The sequence below is a fragment of the Haloferax sp. KTX1 genome, assembly GCF_902410085.1.
Taxonomy (GTDB): domain Archaea; phylum Halobacteriota; class Halobacteria; order Halobacteriales; family Haloferacaceae; genus Haloferax; species Haloferax massiliensis.
This window is the reverse complement of record NZ_CABPRH010000015.1, coordinates 19,591-44,392: the sequence shown is the minus strand read 5'-3', so window position 1 is coordinate 44,392 and position 24,802 is coordinate 19,591. Positions and strand designations below refer to the sequence as shown.

At 64.9% G+C, this 24,802-nt stretch carries 28 protein-coding genes and 1 pseudogene; 4 read left to right on the top strand and 25 right to left on the bottom strand.

The genetic code is table 11. The features are described from left to right. Nucleotides 1–218: 218 nt before the first annotated feature. From FY251_RS18370 to FY251_RS18345, 6 genes and pseudogenes are all read right to left on the bottom strand, one after another. Nucleotides 219–1,649: pseudogene (locus FY251_RS18370) on the bottom strand (N-6 DNA methylase); the annotation flags it as partial. Nucleotides 1,650–1,733: 84 nt separating this feature from the next. Further along, on the bottom strand, nucleotides 1,734–2,660 hold the full coding sequence (locus FY251_RS18365; RefSeq protein WP_148416477.1) for a metallophosphoesterase family protein: 927 nt from the start codon (nucleotides 2,658–2,660) through the stop codon (nucleotides 1,734–1,736). A gap of 90 nt (nucleotides 2,661–2,750) precedes the next feature. Further along, entirely contained in the window at nucleotides 2,751–3,923 is a 1,173-nt protein-coding gene (locus tag FY251_RS18360; protein ID WP_148416476.1) for an RNA-binding domain-containing protein, read from the bottom strand. A gap of 889 nt (nucleotides 3,924–4,812) precedes the next feature. Beyond that, complete coding sequence (locus FY251_RS18355) at nucleotides 4,813–5,808, bottom strand: pectinesterase family protein (RefSeq protein WP_148416475.1); 996 nt, start codon at nucleotides 5,806–5,808, stop codon at nucleotides 4,813–4,815. Between the two features lie 106 nt (nucleotides 5,809–5,914). After that, nucleotides 5,915–6,526 (bottom strand): class I SAM-dependent methyltransferase, encoded by a 612-nt coding sequence (locus FY251_RS18350; RefSeq protein WP_148416474.1) that lies wholly within the window; start codon nucleotides 6,524–6,526, stop codon nucleotides 5,915–5,917. A 146-nt stretch (nucleotides 6,527–6,672) separates the two neighbouring features. Next, nucleotides 6,673–7,284 carry a metal-dependent hydrolase gene (locus tag FY251_RS18345; RefSeq protein WP_187367446.1) on the bottom strand — a complete coding sequence of 204 codons (612 nt, stop codon included), beginning with the start codon at nucleotides 7,282–7,284 and terminating at the stop codon, nucleotides 6,673–6,675. 98 nt (nucleotides 7,285–7,382) lie between these two features. Between FY251_RS18345 and FY251_RS18340 the strand changes: the two genes are divergently transcribed. Together FY251_RS18340 and FY251_RS18335 are read left to right on the top strand one after the other, a co-directional pair. Continuing rightward, nucleotides 7,383–8,000 carry a hypothetical protein gene (locus tag FY251_RS18340; protein WP_148416473.1) on the top strand — a complete coding sequence of 206 codons (618 nt, stop codon included), beginning with the start codon at nucleotides 7,383–7,385 and terminating at the stop codon, nucleotides 7,998–8,000. Between the two features lie 40 nt (nucleotides 8,001–8,040). After that, complete coding sequence (locus tag FY251_RS18335) at nucleotides 8,041–8,694, top strand: TrkA family potassium uptake protein (RefSeq protein WP_089776911.1); 654 nt, start codon at nucleotides 8,041–8,043, stop codon at nucleotides 8,692–8,694. A 319-nt stretch (nucleotides 8,695–9,013) separates the two neighbouring features. Here the strand turns inward: FY251_RS18335 and FY251_RS18330 are convergent, their stop codons facing one another. The 3 genes from FY251_RS18330 to FY251_RS18320 are packed head-to-tail and all read right to left on the bottom strand — an operon-like array spanning nucleotide 9,014 to nucleotide 11,610. Then, nucleotides 9,014–9,856 (bottom strand): phosphate ABC transporter ATP-binding protein, encoded by an 843-nt coding sequence (locus tag FY251_RS18330; protein ID WP_148416472.1) that lies wholly within the window; start codon nucleotides 9,854–9,856, stop codon nucleotides 9,014–9,016. Beyond that, complete coding sequence (locus FY251_RS18325) at nucleotides 9,853–10,551, bottom strand: ABC transporter permease (RefSeq protein WP_148416471.1); 699 nt, start codon at nucleotides 10,549–10,551, stop codon at nucleotides 9,853–9,855. Before FY251_RS18325 ends, FY251_RS18330 begins: the two co-directional genes overlap by 4 nt. Nucleotides 10,552–10,575: 24 nt before the next feature. Beyond that, the gene (locus FY251_RS18320) at nucleotides 10,576–11,610 is read right to left on the bottom strand and encodes a substrate-binding domain-containing protein (RefSeq protein ID WP_148416470.1); all 1,035 of its coding nucleotides are present in this window, start codon (nucleotides 11,608–11,610) and stop codon (nucleotides 10,576–10,578) included. A 231-nt stretch (nucleotides 11,611–11,841) separates the two neighbouring features. On the opposite strand from FY251_RS18320, the gene FY251_RS18315 reads away from it, so the two are divergent. Further along, entirely contained in the window at nucleotides 11,842–12,318 is a 477-nt protein-coding gene (locus tag FY251_RS18315; RefSeq protein WP_148416469.1) for a PIN domain-containing protein, read from the top strand. 37 nt (nucleotides 12,319–12,355) lie between these two features. Here FY251_RS18315 and FY251_RS22675 read toward each other — a convergent pair whose 3' ends face one another. The 12 genes from FY251_RS22675 to FY251_RS18260 form a co-directional block, all read right to left on the bottom strand. Continuing rightward, nucleotides 12,356–12,529: a hypothetical protein gene (locus tag FY251_RS22675; protein WP_167344088.1), complete on the bottom strand. Its 174-nt coding sequence runs from the start codon at nucleotides 12,527–12,529 to the stop codon at nucleotides 12,356–12,358. Nucleotides 12,530–12,747: 218 nt separating this feature from the next. Beyond that, nucleotides 12,748–13,155 carry an ACT domain-containing protein gene (locus tag FY251_RS18310; RefSeq protein ID WP_148416468.1) on the bottom strand — a complete coding sequence of 136 codons (408 nt, stop codon included), beginning with the start codon at nucleotides 13,153–13,155 and terminating at the stop codon, nucleotides 12,748–12,750. A 152-nt stretch (nucleotides 13,156–13,307) separates the two neighbouring features. Then, nucleotides 13,308–13,955 carry a non-canonical purine NTP pyrophosphatase gene (locus tag FY251_RS18305; RefSeq protein ID WP_148416467.1) on the bottom strand — a complete coding sequence of 216 codons (648 nt, stop codon included), beginning with the start codon at nucleotides 13,953–13,955 and terminating at the stop codon, nucleotides 13,308–13,310. A 54-nt stretch (nucleotides 13,956–14,009) separates the two neighbouring features. Next, the gene (locus tag FY251_RS18300; RefSeq protein WP_148416466.1) at nucleotides 14,010–14,285 is read right to left on the bottom strand and encodes a DUF5808 domain-containing protein; all 276 of its coding nucleotides are present in this window, start codon (nucleotides 14,283–14,285) and stop codon (nucleotides 14,010–14,012) included. Nucleotides 14,286–14,348: 63 nt separating this feature from the next. After that, nucleotides 14,349–16,007 carry a bifunctional N(6)-L-threonylcarbamoyladenine synthase/serine/threonine protein kinase gene (locus FY251_RS18295; protein WP_148416465.1) on the bottom strand — a complete coding sequence of 553 codons (1,659 nt, stop codon included), beginning with the start codon at nucleotides 16,005–16,007 and terminating at the stop codon, nucleotides 14,349–14,351. A gap of 33 nt (nucleotides 16,008–16,040) precedes the next feature. After that, a complete protein-coding gene (locus tag FY251_RS18290) occupies nucleotides 16,041–16,352 on the bottom strand; it encodes a 30S ribosomal protein S24e (RefSeq protein WP_004967452.1) in 312 nt (103 codons plus the stop codon). A gap of 68 nt (nucleotides 16,353–16,420) precedes the next feature. Beyond that, the gene (locus tag FY251_RS18285) at nucleotides 16,421–16,960 is read right to left on the bottom strand and encodes a GTP-dependent dephospho-CoA kinase family protein (RefSeq protein WP_148416464.1); all 540 of its coding nucleotides are present in this window, start codon (nucleotides 16,958–16,960) and stop codon (nucleotides 16,421–16,423) included. Nucleotides 16,961–16,962: 2 nt separating this feature from the next. Then, entirely contained in the window at nucleotides 16,963–17,160 is a 198-nt protein-coding gene (gene spt4 / locus FY251_RS18280) for a transcription elongation factor subunit Spt4 (protein WP_148416463.1), read from the bottom strand. Beyond that, a complete protein-coding gene (locus tag FY251_RS18275; RefSeq protein ID WP_004041780.1) occupies nucleotides 17,160–17,732 on the bottom strand; it encodes a DNA-directed RNA polymerase in 573 nt (190 codons plus the stop codon). The genes spt4 and FY251_RS18275 overlap by 1 nt, the downstream gene beginning before the upstream one ends. A 7-nt stretch (nucleotides 17,733–17,739) precedes the next feature. Continuing rightward, on the bottom strand, nucleotides 17,740–18,108 hold the full coding sequence (locus FY251_RS18270) for a twitching motility protein PilT (RefSeq protein WP_089777295.1): 369 nt from the start codon (nucleotides 18,106–18,108) through the stop codon (nucleotides 17,740–17,742). A gap of 22 nt (nucleotides 18,109–18,130) precedes the next feature. Further along, complete coding sequence (locus FY251_RS18265) at nucleotides 18,131–19,366, bottom strand: translation initiation factor IF-2 subunit gamma (protein WP_148416462.1); 1,236 nt, start codon at nucleotides 19,364–19,366, stop codon at nucleotides 18,131–18,133. Between the two features lie 237 nt (nucleotides 19,367–19,603). After that, nucleotides 19,604–20,311 (bottom strand): hypothetical protein, encoded by a 708-nt coding sequence (locus FY251_RS18260; protein WP_148416514.1) that lies wholly within the window; start codon nucleotides 20,309–20,311, stop codon nucleotides 19,604–19,606. A 225-nt stretch (nucleotides 20,312–20,536) separates the two neighbouring features. On the opposite strand from FY251_RS18260, the gene FY251_RS18255 reads away from it, so the two are divergent. Further along, nucleotides 20,537–21,520, top strand: coding sequence for a DUF5787 family protein (locus tag FY251_RS18255; RefSeq protein WP_187367445.1), 984 nt, complete (start codon nucleotides 20,537–20,539; stop codon nucleotides 21,518–21,520). A gap of 28 nt (nucleotides 21,521–21,548) precedes the next feature. Here FY251_RS18255 and FY251_RS18250 read toward each other — a convergent pair whose 3' ends face one another. From FY251_RS18250 to FY251_RS18235, 4 genes are read right to left on the bottom strand one after another with little or no spacing between them, the layout of a single operon-like run. Further along, nucleotides 21,549–21,761 carry a hypothetical protein gene (locus tag FY251_RS18250; RefSeq protein WP_148416461.1) on the bottom strand — a complete coding sequence of 71 codons (213 nt, stop codon included), beginning with the start codon at nucleotides 21,759–21,761 and terminating at the stop codon, nucleotides 21,549–21,551. Further along, nucleotides 21,758–22,582 carry an MBL fold metallo-hydrolase gene (locus FY251_RS18245; RefSeq protein WP_148416460.1) on the bottom strand — a complete coding sequence of 275 codons (825 nt, stop codon included), beginning with the start codon at nucleotides 22,580–22,582 and terminating at the stop codon, nucleotides 21,758–21,760. Before FY251_RS18245 ends, FY251_RS18250 begins: the two co-directional genes overlap by 4 nt. A gap of 50 nt (nucleotides 22,583–22,632) precedes the next feature. Then, nucleotides 22,633–23,244, bottom strand: coding sequence for a hypothetical protein (locus tag FY251_RS23195; RefSeq protein ID WP_255516748.1), 612 nt, complete (start codon nucleotides 23,242–23,244; stop codon nucleotides 22,633–22,635). Between the two features lie 50 nt (nucleotides 23,245–23,294). After that, entirely contained in the window at nucleotides 23,295–24,707 is a 1,413-nt protein-coding gene (locus tag FY251_RS18235) for an ATP-binding protein (RefSeq protein WP_148416459.1), read from the bottom strand. Nucleotides 24,708–24,802: the final 95 nt, after the last annotated feature.

Sequence of the window (24,802 nt, the reverse complement as noted above, 5' to 3'; positions counted from 1 at the left end):
CCAGACAGATCTTGGCCGGGGAAATCAGGGAGATCTTCGAAAAGATGGGCTTCATATCCCCTTTCCTCCAACGCACGTTTCACCCGTACGAGTTCAGCTTTGTGAGCACCCTCGTAATTTCCTAAAACCAATACCGTATTATCGAGCTTTTGAATCACCCTCCCGAGAATCGCATCAAACGTTGAGTTTGCCTTGAGATTCAACTGGCCGTCGTATGATACTTCGTCAAGCTTGCTCAGACCTCGATTGAGGGCCTGTCCTTCTCGGAAATCCACCCCATCAACATAGAATGTAATGTTAAGGTTGTAATCATTCTCTCGTATTTCTTCGATCTGAGCAGTCTTACTTATCGAATATCTCGTTGCATTGTCCTGAACCAGACTTACGATTCTATCAATCCCATCCTCAGTCAATTTATTCTGGCTCCTTAGCTCCTCATAGAAATCGGGATCTGCTGCGTGAATGAACTGTACTTCACCTTCCTTCTCAGTTGGTTTGTCAGTGTTTAGAACGAGAATTGCCGAAGGGATAGCTGTGTTCGGGAACAATTTTTCTGGAAGGCCGATTATCGCCTCGACAAGATCATGCTCAAGCATATGTTCCCTATACGCCATCTCATGCTTCCGAAAGAGGACACCATGAGGAATGACGATAGCCGCTTTCCCCCCCGTGCTGTTTAAATTTGGACGCTTCAAATGTTTGGCAATGTGCATGATAAACGCGTAATCACCGCGATCAGCCCGAGGGAGTTTATCGCTCCAATTGAAACGCTCATACTGGTCATTCCGAAGTTCGTCTTTCGACCAATCCATTGAAAACGGAAAATTGGAGACGACGTAGTCAAATCGTTCCAACTCGCCATCCTGAGTAAACTGTGGGTCTAATAGTGAATCCCCTCTGGCGATTTCGTCGTTTAGATCATGGATAGAGAGATTCAAACGGGCAATGGCGGCAATATCTAAGTTGATCTCTTGGCCCGTCAATCGGAGTTCTGAAGGGTTCCTCTCTTGTTCTTCACGGAAGTAACGGGCGGCCTCCACCAACATCCCAGCGGACCCTACGGTCGGATCGTGTAATTCGTCTCCAACTTCGAAATCGTCTAACAGCGAGATACATAATTTTGAAATCTCAGGCGGAGTATAGAACTGGCCTCCTTTCTTACCTTCTTCTTCAGCAAAACGGTGAATGAGGTCTCGGAAGGCATCACCAAGCAGATCAGGTGATACCGAGGTGCGGTCAAGATCGTACTCACTAAGATGATTCAGCAACTGGGTCAATCGGTCGTCATTGAGCCCGCTTGCGTTAACAAAATCAACTCGGAAAGCACCTTTCAATTCAGGGTTTGTCTCGATCAGTGCTGCAAAAGCTTCGTTGAGTGCTTGATCGACGTTGTCAGTAACTTCTCGAATATCGTTCCAAGTGTGTCCTTCGGGAACAACGGGAACGTCGTAATGGTCGGGGTTCCGAGCGGTCTGCGTGTCATACTCCTCAAGATTGTTCTGATACTGATTTTCGAACTCGTCAGAAATGGTCTTGTAGTAGACGAGTGGAAGAATATACTCCTTGTAGTCGGTTGAGTCAACGGCGTCGCGAATAATGTCTGCACATTTGAATAAATGAGAATCAAGTTGGTCCAGCGAAAGGGACATAACAGAGTCGTTGACGGGGGGCCAGTTATTTTCTACGGTGGGGCGACATCTCAAGCCATACTCATCGAATCATTCATCCCTGCACTACCGATACGGGGATACGAATCGGCCGTTTTCGTTCCGCTGAAGTGGATCAAGAGGAGAGTTCCCCAACTGGTCTACATACTGCGTGAATAGTTGCTCGAAGCCATGAGGAGGATTGTCGAAAAGGCCGACAGCATACTGAATCAATTCCTCATCCGTGACTTCTTCTCTGTCATTACCTTGTGTAAGTCCGTAGTACGCTGAACTCGCCATCTCCTGTAGAAACTGTAGCTCCCCGTCGTAACAGAACTGGCAATCATGAAAGTCGGGAGCGAACAGAACCCCCCGGCTGTGATGTTGAGTGCAGAATATCTTTTTGAGTCGGTCGAGGTTGCGGAAGTCCACCTCAAACGGCGGCTCATCCTCTACAGTGACGATGAAATACCCGCCGATAAGTGGGTCACTCCCGTGATCGTCAGTTCGGTAGAGAAACGCCGAATTGAGACAACGACCCTTGTATCGTCCAGTGTGCTCGTGGCCAGAGAAGTACGCCCGCCCAGAGAAATGATCCAGCATCGGAACATATTCACCGTGAGTAACTAAAATATCGTCCTCCACTACACTTTCTGGCTCCTGAGTAAACCGCTGGTCTCCTACTGTAGTGGTACCCTCTGGTGAGATACGAGTTCCTACGGAGAGCTCGTGTTCTTCATAGACATACCGTGAATCTGGTCCGCGCGTGTGATCTCGGTTTCCGTAGATATAGAGCAAACCACCGTTGGTGCGATCCTCCAAGGTTGCCAAGTACGGTTCAACATTACAGAGCTGTTCAACACCAGCTTCAAGCCCGTCAAAATATGCGTTAGTCAAGTCTCCTACGTGAATAACAAAATCAAACAATTCTCCCTCCGTTTCAGAGACTACCCGTTTTAGGGACTCGACGTCACCATGGTTATCACCCATTACGAGAATCTTCTGTGTACCCATACTATTACTCGATTATCAAATCTTATCAAGATGACTTCGAGAAGGCAAAGAAGACCACAGGCCGAAGCTTATGTCGCAAGTGACGTTCAACTAACGAGGCTCCCCTGATTTTCCGCCAGCGTTCCATACCAGATCCATTAGTTCATCAATAGCAGAATCAGGATCGATAGAATACGACTCAATCACAACTTCCGGTAGAGTGATAACTTGCTCCCCAAACGGGACTCGGTCGTACTCATCTCCTCTCGAGTTACGCTTGATAAGGAACTCTGGAGCGCCGATAATGGATGCGAAAACGTAGAGGGGTGGCCGCAGATCTTGTCTTTGGAGGTAGCTGACGTAATCCGGTAGCGTATTTTCTAATGCAGTTCTGAGCTCGCTACTGGACAAATAGGGAGATCCATGTTTTGGATTTGTGGTGAATACGTATTTTGTTAATGCTTCAACTACCCCTCCGCGAAACGTACGAACGTACTTGCTCACTTCTTGATCCGTCGAACCACGGAGAACAGTAACGCTGTCAACGGAATACACCTCGTCGAGGCCCCCTGCACCGGCTCTCGCCTCGAAGAAGGGAGGCCTCGAATCTGTGCGGAGTTCTGCGGTGGAAAGATCGATTTGCTTCCCAGGTGTGAGAGAGTCTCCTGAAAGGACATGTAGAACGAACTTTGGTGATATCGTAATGTCGAACCGATCTCCGTCTCCCGCTATGGTGGCGATTCGATCGTTTCTGAACTCATTGAACGTCTCACCTTGACGCTCCGTCTGAAGTATTCGTCGGCGAATCTCACCGACATCTAATGGAAATCGGCCACTCGGGCTCCGTGCATAGAACCGGTCATTTGTCGTGACACGGTGGGGAGATCGCCAGCTCCGGTCAATACCGACGACTACGAGGTGTCGGTTCCCTTCGGTCGGGATTGCACTGATGTCGAAACTGCTGGTTGGGAGAGGAGGGTCAGTGCTACGCCGGAGAACATTGGCCCATTGTTCGATAGTTTGATCAACCTCGTCAACAGGAAAGCCAGCCGCATGTTCAGGCTGGCCGTCATCATCGGGGATTCCAACGATTAGATGACCTCCATTACTGTTTGCGAAAGATGTCGCCTCCGCCAGCAGTGTGGTTTTGTGGTCTGATGAATCAGTATCGAGGTTGAGGTACTCCTTGTACTCGATCTGTTTTCCCTCTTGAATCCCTTCAGTAACCAATTGTTCAACATCACCAAGCGTGATCTCGTCAACGGGTTTCTCAAAAATCGGCATAATATCTGTATCTTTCAAATCGTATTACATATACGTTGGTGTGTGCCGAAGCGAGTACGAGATTTGTTTCCGGTACCGCGAAGATTCATGCCAACAACCACCAGGTGTTGCTCAAGACGGCTTTAGAGGTGTCTATCATGGTTTTACCCCCGAACACTTTCCTCCGAACATAACATCCGCCGTGAGCTGGCCGCTCCGAGGCAAACTCAATGATTTTCTCGAAAGAGCGACACTAATCACGCCCCCTGTCACACAAGCGTTTCTGACTCACCGGCGTATAGGAGCAACGCGTCCTCATCACCTTTGAGGAAAAAAGAGAAGCGACCATCCCATCACGACCGGCGAGTCGGTGCCACCAACCTCTTTGGGAAAGCTCCGCCGGACTTCTCACCACCTGATCTCCTTAGCCCCTGTAAGTACGTATACACAGGTAGTGCCAGTACAACAGCTACTCAGTCGAATTGTAGTGCCAAGACGCGCCCGTACGTACATACAGCATTTTCTCCCATCCCGGTATGGGCACTGTCGGAATCGCTAAAGTATATAATGTGTTAGTGGTTGCAGTCGGTCTTGTGGACACCCGCAGTATCGCTACAACAGGATTGGCGATTCCGTCCGGTCCTGATTAGAAAGTCGAGGTGGCACCCCTGAATTATTTATATTGCCGTGTAGTGTTTCCTCGACGAGAAGGTCGAAACCGGCGGAGATGCGGCAATAACGCCCTCAAAACGGCCGATTTGGCCGGAGGGTAAAGCGCGTCCTTGGTAAGGACGAGACCCCGGGTTCAAATCCCGGCCTAGGCTCTTCTCGAAATTCAACTGTCGAGCGAGGCGTCTCGTCCCCGAGCGGTTGCCGGATTTCGGTCGAAACTGACCCGCCCCTCGCACGCTCATTCTTCCCACTCCCACCACTCACCAGCACCCTCCGAACCCAACACGTTCGCCTTCGAATACCGTTCAGCCTCCGCCTCAGTCAACGCCATCGCCCACGGAACTCGCTCGCCCTCCGCGCCCGGTCCTCGGCTGCCGTACTCCGCGTATTCGACCGTCTTCTCGGCTTCCGGGCGCGACCAGTTGTGCCAGCCGGCGGGGAGCACGTGCGAGTCCATCCGGGTGCGGATAAACGCGGTTCGGGCGTGGTTTCGCCACGGGCGGCCGAGATACACCTCGGACACGTCGGGGTCGGCGGTCAGTTCGCAGTCGAGAAAGACGAAGCCGAAGGGCTCGCTCTCCGGCGTTGAGGCCGCCGTCACGTACGAGTCGGCTTTCGAGTGGACGCGGCAGTCCTCGAAGACGGCGGTCGCGCCGCCGAAGACGAAGTCGGTCGTCCCCTCGACGTCGCAGTTCGAGAAGTACTGGCGTGCCCCCTCGCCGGCGGCGTAGACGGTGTCTTGGTGGCCGAGGAAGCGGCAGTTCTCGAAGACCGCCCGGTCGGCGTCGACGTGGAGGGCGACGGCCTGTCCGACCGGGCCGGCGCTGTTCTCGACGGTCAGGTTTCGGGCGCGGAAGTCGTTGCCGCGGACCTTCAGCGTGTGGGTGAAGAAGGTGCTGTTGCGCCCGCGGTCGATTTTCTCGAAGTGGTCGTCGTGGGTGATGACCGTCTCCCCGGCGCGCTCGCCGACGAGGGTGACGTCGGGGTTCCACGCGTGGACCTCGACCTTCTCGTCGTACACGCCGTCTCGGACGAGGATGCGGATTCGGTTCGGCGGGAACGACTTCGCGCCGTCGATGGCGGCCTGAATCGTCTCGTAGTCGCCGCTGCCGTCCTTGGCGACGACGTAATCGTACTCGTCGGGGTCGTCAGCGCCCCCGAGGGTTCCGACCGTCCCGGCGGCGACGCCGAGACAGCCGACCGCAACTGCGAGAGACGCGAGTAGTGCGAGCATGGGTCGTATCTGCGTCCCCGACGCTATACGCTTGGGGGATACCTGTGGAATTCACGGGGCGTCGCGAGCGGGCGCATCGACCCAGCTCGCCGCCGCGAACGGCCGTTCAACCCTCGTATCGCGCTAACACGAACGGGTACTGACTCCCCAGTTCGTCGTCCACGACGAACTCGGATTCGACCGTGAACCCGGCCGAATCGAGCGTTTCGTAGGTCTCCTCGATGTCGGGGAAGCTCCAGCGCATCTCGACGCCGCTGTCGAGCCAGTCGGGGTTCGACCCGGACCACGCCTCGCCGCCGACGGTCGAAAGCAGGGTGCCGCCGGGCCGGAGGACGCGGGCGAACTCCGCGAACACCTGTTCGTGTTCCGCGATTGGGACGTGGATGACGGAGTAGAACGCGCAGACGGCGTCGAAGGCGGCCGAGCGAACCGGGAGCGCGGTCATGTCGCCCTGTGCGAACCCCGCCGCCGGCACGTCTTGGCGGGCGAGTCGCAGTTGCTCGCGGGAGAAGTCGACGCCGACCACGTCGAAGTCGGCGGCGAGGGCGTCCGTCACGGGCGTCCCCTGCCCGCACCCGGCGTCGAGCACCCGCGCGCCCGAGTCGAGGGCGTCGGCGAGTTCGCCGAGCACCGCGGGCGCGTCGTCGCTCCGCTGGTCGCGGTAGTCGTCGGCGAGGCGGTCGTACGCGTCTCTGACGGCGCGTCGTTGGTCTGTCATTCTGGAACGCTGGTGAGTTCGACCGCGCGGTCGCCGGATAAGTGTCTTGTCCCGGTCGGCCCGCTCGCGGGCTGTCGGTTCGAGACGGAAGCGACGCTGAAAAACGGAGACTCGGTGGTCGAGACGCCTCGAAAACGGGGAGCCGCTTACCGAAGGTCGCGGACGAACCGCTCCGGCACGTAGTCGACGACGTGGTCGGGTATCGCCGCGACGGCGGTCTCGGCGATGGCGACCATCGGCTTGCGGAGCAGGACGTAGACGCCGGAGACGGCGACCGCGGCGATGACGAGCGTCTCGGCGAGGCCGTCGAACGCGAGGACCGGCGGGACGGCGAACAGGAGCGTCAACGCGAGGTCCTCGGGTGCGCCGTCGTAGCGAATCAGTCGCTTGGGGGCGAGCCACCGCCCGTTCCAGTGGTCGTAGACGGCGCGCTCGGAGGTGCCGAGCCACGGCTTGAGTTCGAGGCCGCCGCCGAGCACGTCCGACGCGGAGTGGAGCGCGGCCGCCGCGAGGAACAGCGCGACCGCGAGCGTGGTCGTGGTCGGGTTCAGCGCGGCGACCGCGACTGCGGGCACGGCGAGCGCGCTGAAGTACACGGGGAAGTGGAGGGTCTTCCGGTGACCCGCGTACAGGTCGAAGTCGGGGAACAGGCCGCCGAGTGCGGCCGCGAGCACCGGGAGCATCCCGGCCTCGGGGACCAGCGCCCACACGGCGGTGCCGAGAACGACACCAGCGAGGGCGTGAGTGGTGGCCATCATCGGTGGAGCGTATGCAATCAGGGCGAAAAACGGTGTCGGTGGTCGTGCTAGCTAGTCACACGCTCGAATTTAGGGCGCTCAGGTCGTAGCGCACCGCAATGGTCTCTCGTCGAATCGAGCGACTGGCGGGGCGGGCGATTCAGGCCGTCATCCTGTGTATCTTCCTCGTCGGCGTCTACACGCGGAACCTGAGCGTCGTCGTCAACGCGGTGCTCGCGCTGGGCGCGACGTTCCTCCCCGCGGTGCTCCGCCGCGACTGGCAGATTCGGCTCCACCCGCTTCTCGGCCTCTGGTTGGCGCTGGCGGTGTTGCTCCACGCCGTCGGCATGCTCGGCCCGTACAACTACATCGACTGGTGGGACCACGTCACCCACACGCTCTCGGCGACCGTGGTCGCGGCCGTCGGCTACGTCACCGCGCGGGCCGTCGACGAGTACACCGAGGCCGTCTCCCTCCCCGACCGCTTCATGTTCGTCTACGTCCTGCTTTTCACGCTCGCGGCCGGCGTGTTCTGGGAGGTACTGGAGTTCGGCGCGCGCCTCGCCGCCGAAGCCGTCGGCTCCGAGTCCGTCCTCGTCCAGTACGGTCTCGACGACACCATCGTCGACCTCATCTTCGACACGGTCGGCGCGGTGCTCGTCGCCCTCTTCGGGACACCGCCGCTCGCGGACACCATCGATTCGGTTCGGGAGCGACTCGAACGGACCCGGCCCTGACGGGGCCATCTTTTAGCCACCCGGTGTGCATACTACTACCATGAAACTCGTTATCGTTGGGTACGGCCGTGTGGGCTCGCGGACCGCTCGCGTGCTCCGCGAGGAGGGCCACGACGTGACGGTCGTCGACAACGACGAAAAGAAGGTCGACCGCGCCCGCGACGAGGGGTTCGAGGCCGTTCTCGGCGACGGCGGAACCGAGAGCGTGCTGCGGGAGGCGGGCGTCGAGGGAGCGGACGCCGTCGGCGGACTGACCGGCGACCCGAACGTCAACTTCGCGGCCTGCATGCTCGGCAAGGAGTTCGACTGCCGGACGGTCATGCGAATCAGCGAGGACTACCGCCAGGAGATTTACGAGCGCTACGCCGACGACGTGGACGAGATTATCTACCCCGAACGCCTCGGCGCGGCCGGCGCGAAGACGGCGCTTCTCGGCGGCGACTTCAACGCCATCGGCGACCTGACCGACCAGCTCCGACTGACGACGGTGACCGTCCCCGACGGCGCGCCCGTCGTCGGCCAGCACGTCGCCAACATCGATCTCGGCGCGGACGGCCGGGTCTACGCCCACGGCCGGGAGCGCGAGCCGATGACGATTCCGCTCCCCGGGACTGCCGTCGAGCCCGGCGACCAGCTCGCGCTCCTCACGGAGCGAAACGCGCTGGAGCGAGTCCGGTCGAAACTGCTCGGCTGACCCGACGCAGACGCCGGTCGTCGCGGCCGAGACGTCGGTCGTCGCGACCGAGACGCCGCTCTGCGGCGCAGTCTACCTCGGAAAACAGCGCCGTGGTGGCGGCGCCGCGTGTCGTACCGGGGGAAACCAGAACGACGATGGTGGTGGTGGTTTTCGTGCCGGGCGCGCCGGTGGGAGGATGGGAACTGAGGCCGAATGCGCGCCCCATCCTCGGGTACGTACGGGGAACCTTAAATCTGCGTCAGACGGGGGTCACACGCCATCTACACGCAAAATCTGCTGTTATACCGACGACGAGACCGCGGCTGAGGCCCCGCGTTCAGTAGACGAGTTTCCCCTCGACGAACTGGCGGACCCGGTCGTCGTCCGGCGACTCGAACACCGCGTCGGTCGCCCCCGATTCGATGCACGTCCCGCCGAGGATGACGGCCGTCCGGTCCGACACCCGCCGGGCCTGCTGCATGTCGTGGGTGGCGAGCGCGACGGCGATGCCGCGGTCTCTGGCCGCCCGCATCGCCGACTCGATGGCCGCGGTGTTCCGCGGGTCGAGGTTCGAGGTCGGCTCGTCCAGCAGTAACACGTCGGGGTCGGGCGCGAGCGCGCGAGCGATGGCGACGCGCTGGGCCTCCCCGGCCGACAGCGAGCCGGCGTCGCGGTCGACCTTGTCGAGCATGCCGACGGTCCGAAGGGCGTCCTCGACCGTCTCCGACGGCCCCTCGCGGCCGAGTAGCCCCGCTACCGCGTCGCGGACGCGAGCCGACCACGGTCGGCGGACGCGGAGCCCGTAGGAGACGTTCTCCGCGACCGTCGTCGAAAAGAGGCTCCGGGTCTGGAACGCCATCCCGACCCGGCGTCTGACCGCCAGCCGGCGAGCCTCCGGGAGGCCCCACACGTCGTCGCCGCCGACTTCGACCGACCCCTCGTCGGGGCGCTCGAACATCGCGAGCAGTCGAAACAGCGTCGTCTTCCCCGTTCCCGAGGGACCGACGACGGCGAGAATTTCCCCCGGTTCGACGGCGAGCGAGACGTCGTCCAGCACCGCGCCGTCGCCGAAACCGTGGCCGAGATCGCGGGCCGCGAGCCGAGTCCGACTGTGTCGCGCGCCGGTCGATGTGGAGTCGGACCCGTCGGACTCGCCGCCACCGGGGAGTCCGGCCGTCATCGTCCCCTCCCGTTCCGTCCGGGAGTCCGGTCGCGGAACCGCGCGCCGAGGGCGTTCACGCCGAGGACGAGCGCGAGCAGGATGGCTCCGAGGGCGATGCCAGTCTCGATGTTCCCCTTCCGCGCCTCGACGGTGATGGCCGTCGTGAGCGTCCGGGTGAACGACGTGCTGTCCGAGAAGACGATGTTGCCGCCGACGATGAGCACGGAGCCGACCTCGCTGATGGCGCGGCCGTAGGCGGCCAGAAGCGCCGTGACGATGCCGTATCGCGCCTCGCGGACGACCAACAGCGCCACGTCGGTCGAGGTGCCGCCGGCGGCGAACGCGGCGTCTCTGAGGTCCTGCGGGACCGACTGGACCGCCGACAGCGAGACGCTCACGAGGACGGGAAGCGCGAGGATGGTCTGCGAGAGAATCATCGCCTCGGGCGTAAACAGCAGTTCGAACGCCCCGAGCGGCCCCGACCGGGAGAGCGTCAAGAGCACGACGAGCCCCACGACGACGCTCGGAAAGCCCATGCCCGTCGAGATGAGCGAGGTCACGGCGGACTTCCCGGTGAAGTCGCGGAAGCCGACCAAAAGCGAGATGGGCAGGCCGATCGCGGCGCTGAGCGCGACCGCCGCGGTGCTCACGTACAGCGAGACGGCCGTGATGCTGACGAGATAGGTGAGGTTCAGGTCGCCGAGGCCGAACACGGTCGGTGGTGGGGTCCGACCGGACTAAAAGTCCTCGGGGACGTGCTGTGCCACCCACGACTCGAACTGCGCGTCGGAGACCGACGCCGACGACGAGGCGTTCTCTCCGCCGTCGTAACTCTCGGGGACGTACTGGCCGAACTGCGGCTCCTCCGAGAGCGCGTTGGGGAAGAACAACTGCGACCCGTTCGCCGTGTAGTTGCTGATTATCTCCTGTCCCTCGGGGCTCGTGAGGAAGCCGGCGTACGCCATCGCCAGCGAGTAGTTCACGTCGGGGTACTTCGCGGGGTTGACCGGGATGACGCCGTAGGGGTTCTTCAGGATGGTCGGGCCGCCCTTGAGCGGGCCCTGCACCTGGATTTCGAGGTCGACGTTGTCCTGCGTCGCGAGGAACGTCCCGCGGTCCGAGAGCGTGTACGCGCCCGACTGGTCGGCCTGCACGAGCGTGTCGCCCATGCCCTTGCCGATTTCGCGGTACCACGTCCCCGACGGCTCGACGCCGGCGGCCTCCCAGATGAGCAGTTCCTTCTTGTTCGTCCCCGAGTCGTCGCCGCGGGAGACGAACGTCGCCTCGGCCTCGGCGATGGCCGCGAAGGCGTCGGTCGCGCTCTCCATCCCCGAGATGCCCGCGGGGTCGTCGGCCGGCCCGACGACGACGAAGTCGTTGAACATCACGTCGCGGCGGTTGACGCCGTAGCCGTCTTGGAGGAACTCGTCTTCAGCGCCGCGGGCGTGGACGAGAATCACGTCGGCGTCGCCGTTCCGCGCCGTCTCGATTGCCGCGCCGGTCCCCTGCGAGATGGTCTTCACCCGGGCGTTGAACTGCTCCTCGAACACCGGGTTCAGGGCGTCGAGCAGCCCCGTGTCGTAGGTGCTCGTCGTCGTCGCCAGCGTCAGCTCTTGGGTCGCGCCGCTCTCGCCCTCGCTTTGGCTCCCCCCAGAATCCTCCGCGGTCTCGTTGTTCGCCTCCGGGGGACTCGTGTTCCCCGTGCATCCGCTCAGTCCGAGAACCGCGCCGACACCGGCAGCCTGTAAGAAGCGCCGTCGCTCTATCGCCATGCATTGTGGTTCGCCGAACGTGGAATAACTGTTTCCCATGTGGGGTAATCACAATTCATTTCAATCACGGGAATTCGAAACGACTCGCGCCTGAAATCGGTTGCGTCGGATTCTTTTCGACTCTCTCCGTGCTAGCGCACATGAGCTGGGAATCGCTTTTCGCCCGCGCCGCCGCCTACGAGACCACCGAAGCCGACGTCACCGAGGCGCTCCGCGCCCGCCGGGGCGACGATGCCTGAGACGGAGCCCTCGCCCGCGCGGGTCGTCGCCGACGCCGACGTGCTCGCGGCCGACCTCCTCGCCGACGGTCCCGCGAGAGCGGCGCTCGACCACCTCCGGCGGCACTCGTGGACGACGCTCGTCGCCAGCGACCCGCTTCTCGACGACGCCGAGGCGGTCGTCTCGTCGCTCGCGGACGCCGACCTCGCGGCCGACTGGCGCGAGAAGGTCGACTCGTGGGCCGAACTCGTCTCCCACCCGGACGGCGACAACCCCGCGCTCGCGTCGGCCTACCGCGGCGGCGCGATGCACCTCCTCACGTTCGACGACCGTCTCAGTTCGGTGCGGGCGGGCGCGGCGGTCGGCGGTCGCTTCCCGGTCAGTATTCGCCATCCGAAGGCGTTCGCGTCGCTGTTCGCGCCGGAGAGCCTCTACGTCGAAGTCGAAGGCGGGTCGTACCCCGGCCCGGACCGCGACCCGCGGGCGTAGTCGCCAGCGCCGGCCCGATCGCCGACCACCCGCCGGCTCAGTCGTTGAGGACGCGCGTCACCGCGAAGATGGCGAGGACGGTCACGAGGCCGAACGCGACGGCGACACCGAGACCCTGCGAGGCGTCGCCGAAGAACACCGCGATGGCGGCGAAGACGGCGATTCCGTAGCCGCTGGCCGCGCCGGCGGCGACGACGTTCGCTCGGTTCATACGTCCCCGTACGCGCCCGCCGTCCCTGAGTGGCGACCCCCGCGATTGCGGGGAATGACGGGGCCGGGGTCGGCTGTCAATCGGGCGGCGCGCGCGCGGTCGATACCGCTGGAGGGGTCGGTGACGAGGGGAAGGGGCTCGTCGTAGTCGGGGAACATCACGACTAGTCTGTCAACGCCGAACGTATCAAATTGTTCGCTCGCAAACCAGTCTCGACGTTAGTTCCCGTCGCCGTCGGTCCCGGCGCGCTCGACGGTACAGCCGAGCGATTCGAGTTTCGTCGCGGCCGCCGCCACGTCGCCCCCCGGGACGAGGACGTGGTCGGTCGAGTACGCCGACAGCGCGAACACCGAGATGTCTTCCTCGGCGAGCGCGCCCGCGACCCGCGCCAGAAAGCCGACGAGTTCGAACGGCAGGACCATCTCGAAGGTGAGTCGCTTCCAGCCCCGCTCGATTTCGACGGCGGCCGTCTCGTCGACGCGACCCTCCTCGACGACGACGGTCGTCTCGTTCTCGTCTCGAATCGTCGCGAAGGCGTCCGGGTCGCCCCGCTCGGCCGTGACGACCGCGTAGGTCGCCGCCGAGACGGTCACGGTCCCGCCTTCGAAGAAGTCGCTCGGGTCCATGCGGTTCGGGGTCGCTCCGCCGGGGTAAACGTAGCGGCCGGTGGCGGTGGTTGGGTGCGGCTATCGTTCGGGCGGCTCTGTTGAACTCCTCGGTCAGGATAGACGAGATTCGCCTCGCTCCCGCTCGGCGTACTTCTGAAAATCAGTGGCTTTCAACGTACGCCTCGCTCCCGCTCGGCGTACCACGTCGCGAACTTCGCTAACGCCCGCCCGCGGTGGGAGATGCCGTTTTTCTCCTCGGCGGTCATCTCCGCGAACGTCGCGCCGTCGTGTTCGAAGATGGGGTCGTAGCCGAAGCCGCCCTCGCCGCGCGGCGGGACGATGCGGCCGTTGACGCTCCCCGTAAAGAGCTTCACCGGGAGCGCCTCCGTCTCCTCTGTGTCCTGTTCCGCGCCGCGGGCGGCCGCGACGGTCCGGTCGTCGCGGTCTATCGGGTCCGGACTCGCCTCGAACGGCTCGCCGTCGCAGTACGCGAGGACACACCGGAAGGAGGCCCGCCGGGGCTCGTCAAGTTCGGCCGCGGCCAGTCGGTGGACCGCCTCGACGCCGAGGGTGTCTTCGACGTACGAGGAGTACGGGCCGGGGAAGCCCTCGAAGCCGTCGATGAAGAGCCCGGCGTCGTCCACGAGCACCGGCTCGCCGGCGTAGCGGTAGGCCTCGCGCGCGCCGTGGGCCGCGATGGGGCCGAGGTCGGACGCCTGTACCTCGGTGTAGTCGAAGTCGAGTTGGGTCACGTCGTCGTCGAGGTACGAAAGCGCCTCGCGGACCTTCCCCGCGTTCGTGGTGACGTATCGGAGCATGCCCGCCCCTCCGCGGGCGGACGTGGAAAAGTCGTCGGTGTCGGTCGCTTCGCCTCAGTCGACGATGACTTCGACGGGGCCGTCGTCGGCCTCGTCTCCTTCGTTCTCCTCCGCCTTCTGGCGCTCGTTCCAGAGGAGGCCGCCGGCGACGAGGAGGACGACCCACGACCGCCAGCTCGCGAGGTTCAGCGTGTAGCCGATTCCGAACGGCTTTTCGACCAGCATGCCCTTGCCGGGCTGCCAGTACGACGAGAGCAGTCGGCCGGCGCTCGGTCGCTCGAAGTTGTACGGGATGCCGAAAAGCGTTCCGCGCTGCGGTTTGTCTGCCATGTGAGACGAATACGCCGGCTCGGGATAAATCGTTTTGGCCTTCCGGCGAGGTGTCCGCGCCGGCTACCGGTACCGGCCGCGGGACTCGACTTCGCGCAACCGGGCGATGACCGCCTCGGAGCCGACGGTCTCGTAGCCCGCTTCGAGCGCGTCGAGAAGCGGGTCGGCGTCGGCGGCGGTGCCCTCGACGCTCTGGGCGAACACGTGGAGGTCCATCGCGTGGTCCTCGACGTGGCCCGTGTGGAAGCCGAGGCCGAAGTCGATGAGGGACACGCGCGGGTCGCCGTCCGGTCCGGTCCCGACCCGGACGTTCCGCGTCGTCGGGTCGCCGTGGACGATACCGGCCTCGTGGAGTCGCGCGAGGTACTCGCCGACGACGCGGACGGCCTCGGCGTCGAGGCGCTCCGCGAGGTCCGCGTCGCCGACCCGCTGGAACGTGATGACGCCCTCGACGGGGTCGATGTCCCGAATGACGGGCGTCCGAACGCCGGCGCGCCGGGCGTCGCTCGTCAGCCGCGACTCGGCTTTGGTCCGCTCGCGTCGGAGTCTGTCGTCCAGCTCCGGGTGGCGGTACGTCTTCGGGACGCGCCGCTTGACGACCTCCTCGGAGCCGATATCGACGGTCGCCTCGGCCCCGCGAATCGCGCCGTCGTCGGTGTGGGCGCGCGCGACCGACTCGTCCGCGCCGCGCCACGTCACCTCGACCTGGTCGGGTCGGAAGTTCGGGTCCACGGTGGACTCTTCGACCGCGAGCGTGTCGCCCGCGGCGAGCATCCGCGCGCCGAGGGCGGCTATCATGCCGGCGTTGTCGCGGAGGAACCGCGGTTCGGGCGCGTGGAACTCCGCCCCGCGCTGGTCGCACATCTCGGCGAGCATCTCGCGCAGGCGGGCGTTCTGGCCCACGCCGCCGCCGAGGACGAGTTCGTCCGTCCCCGTCAGCGACAGCGCGCGCTCGGCCACCTCGGCGAGCATGGCGAAGACTGTCTCCTGGAGGCCGGCGCAGATGTCGGGGACGGGCGTGCCCGCGTCCGCCTCGTCCTTCGCGGCGCTCATGATGCCGGAAAACGAGAAGTCCATCCCCTTGACGACGTACGGCAGTTCGACGTAGTCGCCGTCCGCCGCGGCCGCCTCGACCTTCGGCCCGCCGGGGTGGGTCCAGCCGACGTGGCGGGTGAACTTGTCGAGGGCGTTGCCGACGCCGGTGTCCATCGTCTCGCCGAGGACGCGGTAGCGGCCGTTGTGGTAGCCCAAGAGGTGGGCGTTCGCGCCCGAGGCGTTCAGACAGACCGGGGAGTCGAAGCCCGATTGGTAGCGACCGATTTCGAGGTGCGCGACCATGTGGTTGACGCCCAGCAACGGCACGTCGAGCGTCTGGGCGACCGAGCGGGCCGCGGTGCCGACGATGCGGAGACACGGCCCGAGACCGGGGCCGCGGGAGAAGGCGACGCCGTCGACGACGGGACCGTCGCCGTCGTGCCGCGCCGCGGCGTGCGCGAGCGCGGTCTCGACGACCTCGGGGACGGCGGTCCCCATGTGTTCTGCGGCCTCGCGCGGGTGGATGCCGCCGCTGTCCGGCTGGTAGGGGTCAGATTCGATGAAGACGTGGTCGGCCGCGGGGTCGGGCGTCCGCCCGCTTCCGGAGCGGAGCGCGTCGGGGTCGTCGGTCTCGAAAACCGCTGCGCTCGCGGCCCACGCTGTACCTTCGATTCCGAGAATGCGCATCGAGTGTGAAGAAACGACGGTTCGAAGCCGGGGTTACGCCTCTTCGGCTTCGACTTCGGCGTCGGCGTCGGTGATCTTGTTGCGTTCGAGCATGTGGTCCTGTTCGACGTCGCGCGCGAACTCGGGGCTCTCGTAGACCTTCGCGTAGCCCGCGGTCTTGCGCATGCCGAACTTCGTGTCGAGTTCGTGGACGACGACCTCGTCGGAGTCCTTGTTCAGCTTGGCCGCGAGCGAGTCGCGGACCGACAGACGAGAGGGCGTCGCTTCCTCGTGGACGATCTCGAATCGAACGTCCGTCCGGTGCAACATGGGGTTCTCCTCCTCGGAGATGATTTCGATATCCATGGTTCAGTTACCTGTAATTCCCCCCGAAGCAAGTAAAAGGATTTCGAAGGGACGAGCGCGCCCGCGTCTCAGGCGTCGATGGGCGCGACGACGGCGTCGAAGTCGCCGTCGAACCGCGCGAGGAGGTCCCGCATCTCGGTCTTGGTCGCGTCGGTGACGGCGACGCGGACCATTCCCTCGTCGGGTTGGCCGTAGACGACCGTCGAGCCGACGGGCGCGGCGAGCACCGCCGGGAGCGTGGCGAGGTCCTCTTCGCCTTCGACGAGGAGCGTCGTCGGCTCGTCGGCGGCGAGCGCGGCCACGAGCGCCTCGACGAGTTCGACGGAGACGGTTCCCGGTTCGTTTTCGACCTCGACGAGGCGGCCGGTCTCGACCGCCCGCCGAATCTCCTCGCCGACGGCCTCGCGCTTCGTCTTGCCGTCGACGACGGCCACGTCCGGCGGGCGACCGGCGCGGCGGAGGTGGAAGGTGACGACGTCGCCGACGGCGACGAGCGGCGCGCCCGCGTCCTCGCTGGATGCGTCTGCGAGGAGGTCGTCGGCCTCGGTGTACACCGGGCCGAACGGCTCTTTGAACGCCGCCCGAAGCGCCGTCGGCAGGGTGAGCATCCTCAGCGGACCTTGAGCGCGTAGCCACCGGGTTCGGTGACGTTCATCTCGGTGGCGATTTCGCTGTCTTCGGGGTGGGTGATGACGACGTAGCCCGCCCAGTCCTCGGTGAGACTGCTCGACCCGCAGTTCTCGCACGTCTGTCTGTCGGGGTCGTTGACGAAGTGGCACTCGCGGCAGGCGAGACGGGGCTTCGCCATCAGTTACCCTCCGCCGAGGCCTCGCTCTGCTGGCGCTTCGATTCGAGCCAGCCGTGCTTGCCGAGCCCCGGCTGTTTGGCCGTGAGGCCGATCTTCGAGTCGCGCGGGTTGCGCTCGTCGATGCTCTTGGTGACGATGCGGGCGCGCACCTCGTCGTCGACGGCGAGCGTCTGGTTGGACTCGGTCGACGCGAGCTGCTGGTTCTCGCCGTCGTAGGCGAGGTATTCGTCGGATATCTGCGAGACGTGCAGCAGCCCGTCGACCGGGCCGATGCCGACGAAGGCACCGAACTCGACGACCTCGACCACGATGCCGTCGACGACCTCCTGCATGTCGGGGTCGTAGGTGATGGCGTCGAAATCGGCCTCGTAGTAGACGCCGGGGCGGTTGGGCAGCACGGTGCCCTCGCCGATGTCGTTGACGTTCACGACGCTCACGACGCTCCCCACGTCCTCGTCCATCCGTCCTTCCAACTTGTCCTGCAACAGTCGCTTGACCCGCTCGGGCGTCACGTCGCCCAGGTGTCGGGGTGGGACTTCGACTGTATCTTTGAGTCGTACCCGTTTGTACATAGTTTCGTTAAGGTTCCGTGATTGCCAGCGTGGCGTGCCCCCGGATGCCGACGACGGGAATCCCGCAGTCGAGCACCCGGTCACGGAGGGGCTTGTCGTTCGTGACGACGTAGTCGACCTCGCCCGATTCGGCGAGTTCGACGACCGCGTCGTCGGCGTACGTTTCCTCGGTTTCGACCGCCCGGCACCGGGTCGCCAGGTCCGCGCCCACGCTCGCCGCGACGCCTTCGGTCCCGCCGCCCGACGAGAGCTTCTCCAGCTCGTCGAGGACGGCCGTGGGGACCACGAGGTCCGCGTCGGCCGCGAGGAGCCGGTCGAGTTCGTCGAACACGCGGACGTCGAGCTCGACCGGCATCATGAGCGCGTTCGTGTCCATGACGACTACGGTGGCGGTCACGTCACTTGAGCGTCCCGATACCGATGAGCCGCCAGCGAGCGCCCACGCGACGGTTGATGGCTATCTTCGCTCCCTCGGCGGCGCAGACGGGGCGCTTGAGCGAGACCTCCGCCTCGCCGCTTCGCGCGCTCGTCACCGCGCCGACCGTGGTCGCGGTGCCGACGGTGAGCATCAGGGGCTCGCCGGTGGATATCTCGTCGATACCCTCGTCTTCCTCGCCGCCGACGACGCGGTCGAGCAGCTCCACGTCCATGGTGAACTGCTCGCGCGTCGGCGGGAGCGTGCCGGGCTCGCCGGCGACCTGTCCCGCGAGCGCGTCGCCCTTCGTGAAGCTCGGGTCGAGACCGGTCCCGACGCCGCAGAGCCCGCCGGGGCGCACCTCGTCGACCATGTTGCCGCCCGCCTGCAGCGAGCGGACCTCGGTCGTGATGGAGCGCCACTCGGTCTGGCCCTCCTCGTCGACCTCGCGGCCGGGGCGGAGTTCGAGTTCGTCGCCTTCGTCGAGCTTGCCGGCGACGACGCTGCCGCCGATGACGCCGCCCGAGAGCCCCTCCCAGGTCGTCCCCGGTCGGTTGATGTCGAAACTGCGCGCGACGAACATCCGGCTGTCTTCGGTCTCGTCGCGGTCGGGCGTCGGAATCTCCGACTCGATGGCCTCGATGAGGAGGTCGAGGTTGACCTCCTGCTGGGCGCTGATGGGGACGATGGGCGCGTCTTCGGCCACCGTTCCCTCCACGAACTCCTTGATCTGTTCGTAGTTGTCGAGGGCGCGCTCGCGGTCGACGAGGTCGACCTTGTTCTGCGCGATGACGATGTTCTCGATGCCGATGATATCGAGCGCCATCAGGTGCTCGGCCGTCTGGGCCTGCGGCACGTCCTCGGTCGCGCTCACGAGCAGGATGGCCCCGTCCATGATGGCGGCACCAGAGAGCATGGTCGCCATGAGCGTCTCGTGGCCGGGCGCGTCGACGAACGAGACGGTGCGGAGTACGTCCGTCTCCTCGCCGTCTTCGGTCTCCTCTTCGACCGTGTAACACTCCGGCGCGTCGACGCCGGGAATCTGACGGAACGTCGCGTCGGCGTACCCCAGTCGGATGGAGATACCGCGCTTCATCTCCTCCGAGTGCTGGTCCGTCCACGAGCCGGACAACGCTTGGACGAGCGTCGTCTTTCCGTGGTCGACGTGACCGACGAGTCCGATGTTCACCTCCGGTTGTTGTGGGTTTTTCGTCACCATTGACCTCCTGAGAGTAATCTTGCGTGAACTTGGCTCCGAACGACTGATAAAGGTGCTGTTCTCGGAGCGGCGACGCTGTGGCCGCGTCGGGCGGTCACACACCGCGCGCGGTGACTCAGCGGCGTCTCCCGGTCCCGGCGACGCTCCGAAAAATGGTCCGTCGTGCCCCCCAGCGCGACGGTTCGCGGACCGATTCGAGTACCCCCTCGAACCGCTGTCGGCCCCCGGCTTCGCCGGTTATTCGACGCCCGCGACGAGCGACTGAAGCTCCTCGCGGTAGGCGTCGGGCGTGAGCCCGAGGTCGATGTCGACCGAGACCTCGATGGCCTCGGTCGGCTCCTTGGTCACGCTGAGTTCGATGTTCTCGCCGGGGTGTGCGCCGCCGGCGACGAGAATCGTCCCGTCGTGTTCCCAGACGGCCAGCATCCCGCTGACGTCGAACTCCTGGCCCTCGATGGTGAACTCCCGCTCGTCGGTGAACGGGAACGTAATCTCGTCGAAGGCGATGGTGGCCTCGTACTCGGTCACGCGCGCCGACTCGCCGGTGTCGACCGTCGTCGACCGCGTGCCCGTCTGTTCGATGTCCGTGACGTCCACGTCTTCTAACTGTCCCTCGTAGTTCTTCCGCGCGTGGTCTTCGACCAGGTCGACGACCGTCCCCCGGACCTCCTTCGGGAGGTTCGACAGGCTCGGGTCGAGCGTCACGCGCGTCGCGAAGAACAGCGAGAACTGCCCCTCGGCCTGCCCGAGCGTCTTCTCCTTCAGTTCCTCCGAGAGGTCCATGTCCTCGTAGACGACCGTCTCGAACGCCGCGGAGACGCTCGCCGGACCGATCGACCGCTCGAAGGCCGGGTCCAGAGAGTGTCCCCCGATGTACTCCCAGCCGCCGGCTTCGAGCGCCGCCTCGGGAACCCGCGGCGGTGCCCGCGCGGCGCTCGCGGTCATCCCGGAGCTACAGCCCGCGAGACCCGCGAGTCCCGCGCTGGCCGCGATACCGAGGTACGCTCTCCGCCTGATACTGTGGGTTTCGTTGTTTTCCCCCTTCATCGGTCAGTACTGCCGCGCTCTGTCTGAAATAGGTACCCCCCCGAGAATCAGATGCGAGAACACCGACACGACCCGGCGGCCGTGGGAGCGACCTTTTTGCCGCTCCGTCTCCGAGCGCCCCACGTGCCCGCACCGGTGTCGTCGCCCTCGGAGTTCGCCTTCGAACTGGCGCTCTGCGCCCACCTCGAACAGACGACGGACTGGCTGCCCGCGCGCCAGCTCGGCGCGTCGGTCGCCTCGCCGGGGAGCCGCATCATCGACGTGTGCGCCGTCGTCCCGGGGCCGGGATTCGACGAGCGCGCCCGCATCACCGACCGCGCGATTCCCGCGGCGGCCATCGAGAGCGACGTCGGAGCCGGGAGCGCCGTCTTCTGGCGCGACGGCTTCGACTGCCGTCCCGGCCGCGCCCGCCGCGCCACCGACCGCGCCGTCGACGTCGGCTTCTTCGAGTCCGAGCGCCGCCGGAGCAGGGAGTACGTCCGCCGCGCCGCCCGCTATCCCGACGACTGGTTCGCCCGGCTCGTCGGCATCGAGAACAAACCCGACCTCGGGACCCCCGGCGACCTGCTCCGACAGCTCCGCCTCGACGCGAGCCTCGCGGTCTTCGACGAGGTGATTCTCGCGACCGAGAGCTACGTCACCGGCGCGCACCTCAACCGCATCCCCGAGGAGGTCGGCGTCTGGCGCTTCGACCCCGACACCGGCGACCGCGAGGTGGTCCGCGAGCCGCGGCCGCTTTCGCCCGGCTCGACCGGCGTCGAACCCGTCGAGTACCACTCGCTGCACACCGACGTGGCGCTCGTCCCGCCCGCCGAAAAGCGAACCGCCCGCCTCCGACTCGCCGAGCGCGCCTACGGGAAGGGATGGCGCGCCTACGACCCGCCGGGCTGTGCCCACGCCCGCGTCGACGCCGACGGCCGCCCGGTCTGCGCCCACTTCGACCGCGTGGTCGACCCCGGCTCCGAGTGCGGTGCCGACTGCCCGGCGTTCGAGGCGGCCGACCCGCCCGAACTGGACCGCGACGGCCTCCGCGAGTCGCGGACGGGCTGGGTCGCCGACCCGCCCGGCGCGGTCCGCAGACAGTCGGGACTCGACCGGTTCGTCTGACCGAGACGCCGGGGCGTCGGAGCGACCCTCACTCCGCGTCGGCCCGCCGCTCCATGTAGTTCCAGTAGGTGACGAGCGCGACGCCGATGACGACGACGAGGGTGAACTGCAGGGCGGCCCCGAAGAAGTCGAGTCGCCCCGTATCGAAGTAGGTTAGGCCGAAGTTCGTCGCGGCCGCGGCGACGCCGGCGACCACGAGGTACCTGAACGCCTTGTCATCGGCGATAGTTCGGAGATTCACAGTTCGTGCACCTCGCCGTCGACCGCCAGCGGCTCTTCGAACGCCTCGTCGGCGGGGTAGAAGTGCGCCACGTGGACCAGGCGGGTCTCGTCGGCGTCGAGTTCCTCGCCGAGCGCGATGGCCCCCTCGCGGGTCATGTGCTTCGTGCCGAAGGTCCGCGCGACCCCGTTTTCGTCGTAGTCGTCGCCGCCGATGGGGTGGTACTCGCAGACCGACGCGGGGACGATGGCCTCGGCGAGAAGCAGGTCCGGGTCGCGGAGCACGTCGCGGGACTCCTCGGGGATGGCGTAGGTGGAATCGCCCGAAAGCGAGAGCTTCGCGCCCGTCTCGGGGTCCTCGATTGCGACGCCGTAACAGACCAGCGGCGGGTGGACGACCGGCACGAACGTCACGTCGAGGCCGCAGGCGCGGAACGACTCGAACGGCGTCCGGTCTTCGACCGAGATGCGGTCGAGGTAGGCGAACTTCGAACGAATCGCGTCGGCGACGCTCTCGCCCGTGACCGGGTCGACCTCGTCGGCGGCGTGGACCGCGAGATCGTCGAGGAGGCGGTATACGTTCCCGAGCCCGTCGAGGTGGTCGAAGTGGATGTGGGTGACTAAGGCCTCGTCCGGCAGCGGCACGTCCTGCGTGAGAAACTGGTGGCGGAAGTCGGGGCTGAAGTCGACGAGGAGCGACTCGCCGGTCCGCTCGTTTTGGACGTGGACCGAAAAGCGCGTCCGCTCGATGCCTCGCTCGCGGGCCGCGAGGCAGGTCTCGCAGTCGCAGCCGACGGTGGGCGTGCCGGTCGTGTCGCCGGTCCCGAGGAGGGTCACGCGCATTGAGTCAACCACGGGGGCGGCGAGGTATAAACGTGGCCGACGGCGGCGAGTCAGGACCGGTATATCTGCCGGAATTCGACCACGGGGTGGAACGTCCCCGAGAGCGTCGTCGCTTCGAACTGGAAGTTCCCGGTAACCGTGCGCGGAACCGCCGAGACGAGCGCCTCGAATTCCACGGCAGGCGTTCGCGTTTCACCGCCCCGATTCGGCCACACCTCGTAGCCGAGCATCACCCGCCTCTCGCCCCCGTCGTTGTACCCCATCCCCGGGCTGATGTCAGCTAACGACTCGACGCCGAGTCGCTCCCGCGCCGTCGCCATCGCCTCGGCTCCCGCGACAGTCCCGCCGACTCGCGTCACCCACGACGATGCTGGTTCGCGCTCGTATACCGGCTCTTTCGTCGTACCCGACTCGTTCACGTGTTTGCGATAGCCGGTGCGTCGTCGAATCTCCGCGGCATCCGGATAGTAGTCGTACTTCGAGGACGCTCGGTAGTCGCGCGAGATTGTAATCGGGTCCCCAGAGGCGAGCGCGGGATTCGGCTCGGGTTCGGGGAGAGGCGTCGCGGTGGACGGTTCGAGGTCCGATGTGCACCCCGAGAGCGCCGTCAGAACCCCGCCCGCCGCAATTGTCCGAACGAATCGGCGTCTGCTGGAGGGCATCGGCTCGCCGTTTGCGGCCCACTAGTAAATGTTTTGTCAGAAAGGCGGAGTTACTGCGCCGCGCCGGCGTCTTTCTGCGTCTCGCCTTCGTGTTCGTCCGCGTGGTCGTGACTGTGGTCGTGACCGTCTCCGGACGCCGACCCCGCGACGAGTTCCGACGAGTCGGACATCATGTCGAGGTTCTTCAGGTTGTCGCGCTCTTCGAAGTCCGCGACGGCCTCAAGCAGGTCCTCTTGGGTGAGTTCCATCCGCTCTTCGGTGAGCGCTTCGAGGACGGCCTCGCGGAGGACGAGCCGGAGGTCGGAGCCGGTGAGGCCCTCCGTCACGTCGGCGATGGCCGAGGGGTCGAACTCGTCGATGTCCATTCGGTTCGTGATGACCCGGAGGATGTCGGCGCGCATCCCGCGGTCCGGCTTGGGGAAGTTGACGATTTCGTCGAAGCGCCGCCACGCCGCCGAGTCGAGCTGGTCGGGGTGGTTGGTCGCGCCGATGAGGATGACCTCGTCGCGGATCAGCGAGATGTCGTCGATGCTCTTGAGCAGCGTGTTGACCGCGCGCTTGAGCGCCGCGTGCTCGTCGGACCGGCGGGTCTTCGCCACGGAATCGAACTCGTCGATAAAGAGGATACACGGCGACAGCCGCTTTGCGACCTCGAAGGTCTTCTCGACGTTCTTGGCCGTCTCGCCGAGGTACTGGCTCGTTATCATCGAGAGCTTCACCTCGACGAACGGGAGGCCGAGCTCGTGGGCGAGCGCCCGCGAGACGGTGGTCTTGCCGGTCCCCGGCGGCCCGACGAAGAGGATTTTCCCGATCTCGCGGAGGCCGATGTCCGCGAGGTACTCGCGGTGCTCGATGGCCTTCATCAGCTTGTGAATCTCGCCTTCCTGGTCCGTCGTGAGCACGAGGTCGTCGAGGGTCATCTCGATCTCCTCGGGCGCGCGGACCTGCACGAGGTCGAGCATCTCGGCGTCGTCCTCGTCGTCGAAGTACTCGTCGAGCAGGCTGTCTATCCACACGCGGTCGGCGTGAATCGGCCGGGTCTGTTCTCTGGCGTCCGCGTGGGTCACGTCCACGTCGTCGCGGTCCTCGACCGACTTCGCGACCGTCGGATTCGTCACGAGCCGGTCGTGGTCGGCTCGCTTGACGAACCACTCCAGCGCCATCTCGGGTTGGGTCAGCGAGAGACGCCCGGAGAACTCCTCACGCTGGGTGAACATGAGGTCTGAAATCGCGTCCCAGGGGTGTTCGACGCCGGTCGCCTTCCGCGCGACGGACTCGGTCACGACGAGCGGTCGCTCGATGCCGCCCATCGACGAGTCGTCCTCGTCGCCGTCGTCCTCGGCGTCCGCCCAGAAGACGCGCCGATACCGCGGGGGAAGGTCGTTTTCGTCAAGCGTTCGGTCGTCAGTGTAGAGGTGGGCCGTCAGCAGAAACTCGACAACCTCGAGCGCCCGTTCACTCATCCCCCAGAAATTGCCCGGGGAGACGCATAAGAGCGTCGGAGCGCCGCCGGGAGCCGCGCGCGACCGAACTGCCTCGATGGCAAGGAACGAGACGC

Excerpts from the sequence above, each read along its gene's own strand:
- FY251_RS18245 (WP_148416460.1), bottom strand. The coding sequence starts at position 22,582 with ATGCGCGTGACCCTCCTCGGGACCGGCGACACGACCGGCACGCCCACC.
- FY251_RS18310 (WP_148416468.1), bottom strand. The coding sequence starts at position 13,155 with ATGGACCCGAGCGACTTCTTCGAAGGCGGGACCGTGACCGTCTCGGCG.
- FY251_RS18340 (WP_148416473.1), top strand. The coding sequence starts at position 7,383 with ATGGTCTCTCGTCGAATCGAGCGACTGGCGGGGCGGGCGATTCAGGCC.
- FY251_RS18260 (WP_148416514.1), bottom strand. The coding sequence starts at position 20,311 with ATGACCGCGAGCGCCGCGCGGGCACCGCCGCGGGTTCCCGAGGCGGCG.
- spt4 (WP_148416463.1), bottom strand. The coding sequence starts at position 17,160 with ATGGCGAAGCCCCGTCTCGCCTGCCGCGAGTGCCACTTCGTCAACGAC.
- FY251_RS18355 (WP_148416475.1), bottom strand. The coding sequence starts at position 5,808 with ATGCTCGCACTACTCGCGTCTCTCGCAGTTGCGGTCGGCTGTCTCGGC.
- FY251_RS18275 (WP_004041780.1), bottom strand. The coding sequence starts at position 17,732 with ATGTACAAACGGGTACGACTCAAAGATACAGTCGAAGTCCCACCCCGA.
- FY251_RS18270 (WP_089777295.1), bottom strand. The coding sequence starts at position 18,108 with ATGGACACGAACGCGCTCATGATGCCGGTCGAGCTCGACGTCCGCGTG.
- FY251_RS18300 (WP_148416466.1), bottom strand. The coding sequence starts at position 14,285 with ATGGCAGACAAACCGCAGCGCGGAACGCTTTTCGGCATCCCGTACAAC.
- FY251_RS18320 (WP_148416470.1), bottom strand. The coding sequence starts at position 11,610 with ATGGCGATAGAGCGACGGCGCTTCTTACAGGCTGCCGGTGTCGGCGCG.
- FY251_RS18265 (WP_148416462.1), bottom strand. The coding sequence starts at position 19,366 with ATGGTGACGAAAAACCCACAACAACCGGAGGTGAACATCGGACTCGTC.
- FY251_RS18335 (WP_089776911.1), top strand. The coding sequence starts at position 8,041 with ATGAAACTCGTTATCGTTGGGTACGGCCGTGTGGGCTCGCGGACCGCT.
- FY251_RS23195 (WP_255516748.1), bottom strand. The coding sequence starts at position 23,244 with ATGCCCTCCAGCAGACGCCGATTCGTTCGGACAATTGCGGCGGGCGGG.
- FY251_RS18360 (WP_148416476.1), bottom strand. The coding sequence starts at position 3,923 with ATGCCGATTTTTGAGAAACCCGTTGACGAGATCACGCTTGGTGATGTT.
- FY251_RS18295 (WP_148416465.1), bottom strand. The coding sequence starts at position 16,007 with ATGCGCATTCTCGGAATCGAAGGTACAGCGTGGGCCGCGAGCGCAGCG.
- FY251_RS18235 (WP_148416459.1), bottom strand. The coding sequence starts at position 24,707 with ATGAGTGAACGGGCGCTCGAGGTTGTCGAGTTTCTGCTGACGGCCCAC.
- FY251_RS18345 (WP_187367446.1), bottom strand. The coding sequence starts at position 7,284 with ATGATGGCCACCACTCACGCCCTCGCTGGTGTCGTTCTCGGCACCGCC.
- FY251_RS18290 (WP_004967452.1), bottom strand. The coding sequence starts at position 16,352 with ATGGATATCGAAATCATCTCCGAGGAGGAGAACCCCATGTTGCACCGG.
- FY251_RS18285 (WP_148416464.1), bottom strand. The coding sequence starts at position 16,960 with ATGCTCACCCTGCCGACGGCGCTTCGGGCGGCGTTCAAAGAGCCGTTC.
- FY251_RS18305 (WP_148416467.1), bottom strand. The coding sequence starts at position 13,955 with ATGCTCCGATACGTCACCACGAACGCGGGGAAGGTCCGCGAGGCGCTT.
- FY251_RS18330 (WP_148416472.1), bottom strand. The coding sequence starts at position 9,856 with ATGACGGCCGGACTCCCCGGTGGCGGCGAGTCCGACGGGTCCGACTCC.
- FY251_RS18315 (WP_148416469.1), top strand. The coding sequence starts at position 11,842 with ATGCCTGAGACGGAGCCCTCGCCCGCGCGGGTCGTCGCCGACGCCGAC.
- FY251_RS22675 (WP_167344088.1), bottom strand. The coding sequence starts at position 12,529 with ATGAACCGAGCGAACGTCGTCGCCGCCGGCGCGGCCAGCGGCTACGGA.
- FY251_RS18350 (WP_148416474.1), bottom strand. The coding sequence starts at position 6,526 with ATGACAGACCAACGACGCGCCGTCAGAGACGCGTACGACCGCCTCGCC.
- FY251_RS18365 (WP_148416477.1), bottom strand. The coding sequence starts at position 2,660 with ATGGGTACACAGAAGATTCTCGTAATGGGTGATAACCATGGTGACGTC.